This is a genomic window from Sphingopyxis sp. (assembly GCF_036402335.1).
In the GTDB taxonomy this organism is placed as follows: domain Bacteria; phylum Pseudomonadota; class Alphaproteobacteria; order Sphingomonadales; family Sphingomonadaceae; genus Sphingopyxis.
Genome location: NZ_DASWTD010000135.1, coordinates 1 through 3,038, shown reverse-complemented (window position 1 = coordinate 3,038; position 3,038 = coordinate 1). Strand labels below are relative to the sequence as shown.

General features: G+C 63.5%; 4 protein-coding genes. 2 read left to right on the top strand and 2 right to left on the bottom strand.

All coding sequences use genetic code 11. The features are described from left to right. Together VGD20_RS04250 and lptF are read right to left on the bottom strand one after the other, a co-directional pair. A partial coding sequence (locus VGD20_RS04250) for an LptF/LptG family permease (protein WP_331133256.1) occupies nt 1-823 on the bottom strand: 823 nt, incomplete at its 3' end. Continuing rightward, a complete protein-coding gene (lptF, locus tag VGD20_RS04245; protein WP_414714539.1) occupies nt 824-1,990 on the bottom strand; it encodes an LPS export ABC transporter permease LptF in 1,167 nt (388 codons plus the stop codon). A 187-nt stretch (nt 1,991-2,177) separates the two neighbouring features. Here lptF and VGD20_RS04240 point away from each other — a divergent pair, with 187 nt between their 5' ends. Beyond that, entirely contained in the window at nt 2,178-2,651 is a 474-nt protein-coding gene (locus VGD20_RS04240) for a DUF2141 domain-containing protein (RefSeq protein ID WP_331133254.1), read from the top strand. A 6-nt stretch (nt 2,652-2,657) separates the two neighbouring features. Beyond that, a partial coding sequence (locus VGD20_RS04235; protein ID WP_331133253.1) for an acylglycerol kinase family protein occupies nt 2,658-3,038 on the top strand: 381 nt, incomplete at its 3' end.

Below are 3,038 nucleotides of genomic sequence, written 5' to 3'. Positions count from 1 at the left end.
GCGCGCCGACCGGCCGGCCCGCGGCCTCGAGGTCGGCGATCGCCGACTGGAGCTGGAGGAAGGGCAGTTCGTCGCCGTCGACCTGCGCCAGCGTAAACTGGTCGGGGCGCACATTCTTTGCGGCGACGATGGTGCCGAGCGTCTCGACCGTACCCGAACGGCGCAGGAAGCGTGTCGCGCCGGTCAGTTCCCAGCCGCCAGCGACCGCGCGCGCGCTCGGGGCCTTCAGCATCGACGACAGCACGCCGCCGGTGCGTTCATAGATCGTCACGCCGCGCAGCACGATGGCCGGCCCGCCGGTCTCGACCGTTTCGGCGTTGATCAGGTCGTCGCCATCGCGGACCCAGATGTTGGTCCGCACCCCGCTATCCTTGGGAACGCGCGCATATTCGACCTTCTGCCACGCGCTGAGCGCCGCGGTCGAGCGTGTGACGATGCGTTCGTTGAACGCGAAGCTGATGCCCGCGACGAGCAGCGCGGCGAGGAACAGGGGCGCGAGCACCTGGTGCGCCGACATGCCCGAAGCCTTCATCGCGACGACTTCGCTGTTCTGGTTCAGCGTGATGAGCGTCAGGATCGTACCGAGCAGCACCGAGAAGGGCAGGAAAGTCTCGACGATCTGCGGCAGCCGCATCCCGACATAGCGCCACACGTCCGAATCGCCGTTGCCGGCGACCGCGAGGATCTTGCCGCTTTCGCCGAGCAGGTCGAGCGTCTGCAGGATCAGCACCAGCGCGAAGAGGATCGAGAAGGAACGGACGAGGAAGAGGCGGCCGACGTAGAGCGCCATCGTGCGCGAGGGGAAAAAGTGGAGCTGGTGCATTTAGGTCAAGCTCTCCGCAGCCCGTGGCTTGCGCTGAAACATCGTGAGCATGGCGCGGATCTTTTGCGCCGCCTTGGCAGCGACCCGTTCGAGCGCGCCGATCGGCTGGCCCCCGGGGACATGCGCGACGGTGTAATACATCCAGATCGCCAGTGCCGCGAACAGCAAATAGGGAACCCAGAGCGCGATCAGCGGATCGATGGTGCCGCGTGCGCCGAGATCCTCGGCATATTGGTTAATCTTGTGCTGGGTCACCAGCAGCACGATCGACAGGAACACGCCGAGCGACGAGGTCGACCGTTTGGGCGGGATAGCGAGCGCGATCGCGATCAGGGGGATCAGGAACATCGACATCACTTCGACGATGCGGAAATGGAAATTGGCGCGCGATTCGAGCCGGGTCTGCGCCGACTGACGCTTGTCCTTGCCCGCGACAAACAGTTCGGGGATCGTCATTTCGCGGTCGGCGCCACCGCGCAAACGGAATGCCTCGACCTTGGGAAGCGGGATCGGCAGGTCGTGATTATCGAACGTCAGCACGCGCGGCACCGCGAATTTGGGCGATTCATGGATCAGCACGCCTTGCGACAGGCGCAGGATGATCGTGTTCGGATCGTCGGTGGCGAGGAACTGCCCGCGCGCCGCGGTCGCGGAGACACGCTGGCCGTCCTTATTCTCGCCGCGCACGAAAATACCGCGCAACGAACGGCCCTCGTTATAGCTTTCCTCGATCCTGAGCGTCATGCGGTCGCCCAATTTGGTAAATTCGCCAACCTTGATCGACGCGCCGAGCGCGCCCGAGCGCAGTTCGAACTGCAAGCCTTCATAGGCGTAGCGCGCGACGGGCTGGATGAAGCCGACGATCGCGAGATTGAGCGCCGCGAGCGCAATCGCATAGGCGAAGGGCACGCGCATCAGCCGCCCGAAACTCATGCCCACGCCCTTCAGCACGTCGAGTTCGCTCGATGTCGCAAGCTTGCGGAAAGCTAGGAGAATTCCCAGCATCAGCCCGATCGGAATGCCGAGCGAGAGATATTCGGGGATCAGGTTTGCGAGCATGCGCCACACGACGCTGACCGGGCCGCCCTCGGTCGCGACGAAGTCGAACAGGCGCAGCATCTTCTCCAGCACCAGCAGCATCGCCGACAGGACCAGCGTGCCGAGCATGGGGAAGAAAATGAGCCGCGCGATGTAGCGGTCGATGGCAGGCAGCTTATTCAATCTTTCGTCGCCCCATCACCATGTTTTGGCCGCAGTTGTTCCCGATATGCCGATTCAAGGGCGACAGGGACCCGTGTCGGCACGCGCTTCAGCGAATGCTGGCATGGCTATAGCCTCTGGAGGTTTTGAGGTCATGTCGAAATTTGTATCCGCTCTGCTTTGCGTTTCCGTGCTGGCTTTTGCCGCATCGGCGCAGGCTGAAGGCCGGATCATCTCGAACGATCTGTCGAAGTGCAGAAGCGGTCCGTCGACGCTGGTCCAGATCAGCGGCGTCAAGGCGTCGACCGGCAAGATTCGCGTGCAAAGCTATCGCGGAACGTCCGCCGACTGGCTGGCCAAGGGACGCTGGCTGTCGCGCGTCGAAGTGCCCGCGCGCGCCGGAACGATGACCGTCTGCGTGCCGCTGCCCGAAGCGGGCGTCTATGGCATTGCCGTGCGTCACGACGTCAATGGCAACGGCAAGACCGACCTCCGTTCGGATGGCGGCGGCATGTCGAACAATCCCAGCATCAACGTCTTCAACCTCGGCAAGCCGAGCTACAAGAAGACGGCCTTTTCGGTCGGGGATGCGCCCAAGGCGATCTCGATCTCGATGAAATATATGTAATCGGCAATGGCCAGCGTCGCACTCCTTTCGAATCCTCGCTCGACGGGCAACCGCTCGCTGTTGCCGCAGGTTCGCGAATATTGCGCGGCGCACCCCGACATCTTTCATTATGAGGTCGAAGACGTCGACCAGATCGAAAAGGCCATTCGCACCATGGCGATGGTCGGCCCGCGCGTCGTCGTGATCAACGGCGGCGACGGCACGGTCCAGGCCGCGCTGACCGAGATTTATTCGGGCGACCACTTCGGTGGTTCGCCGCCGCCGGTCGCGGTGCTTCCGAATGGCAAGACCAATCTCATCGCGCTCGACCTCGGCGCCGAGGGCGATCCGATCAAGGCACTGGAGCGCGTGCTCGAACTCGTCGCGAGCGGCCGGCTCGAAGATCAT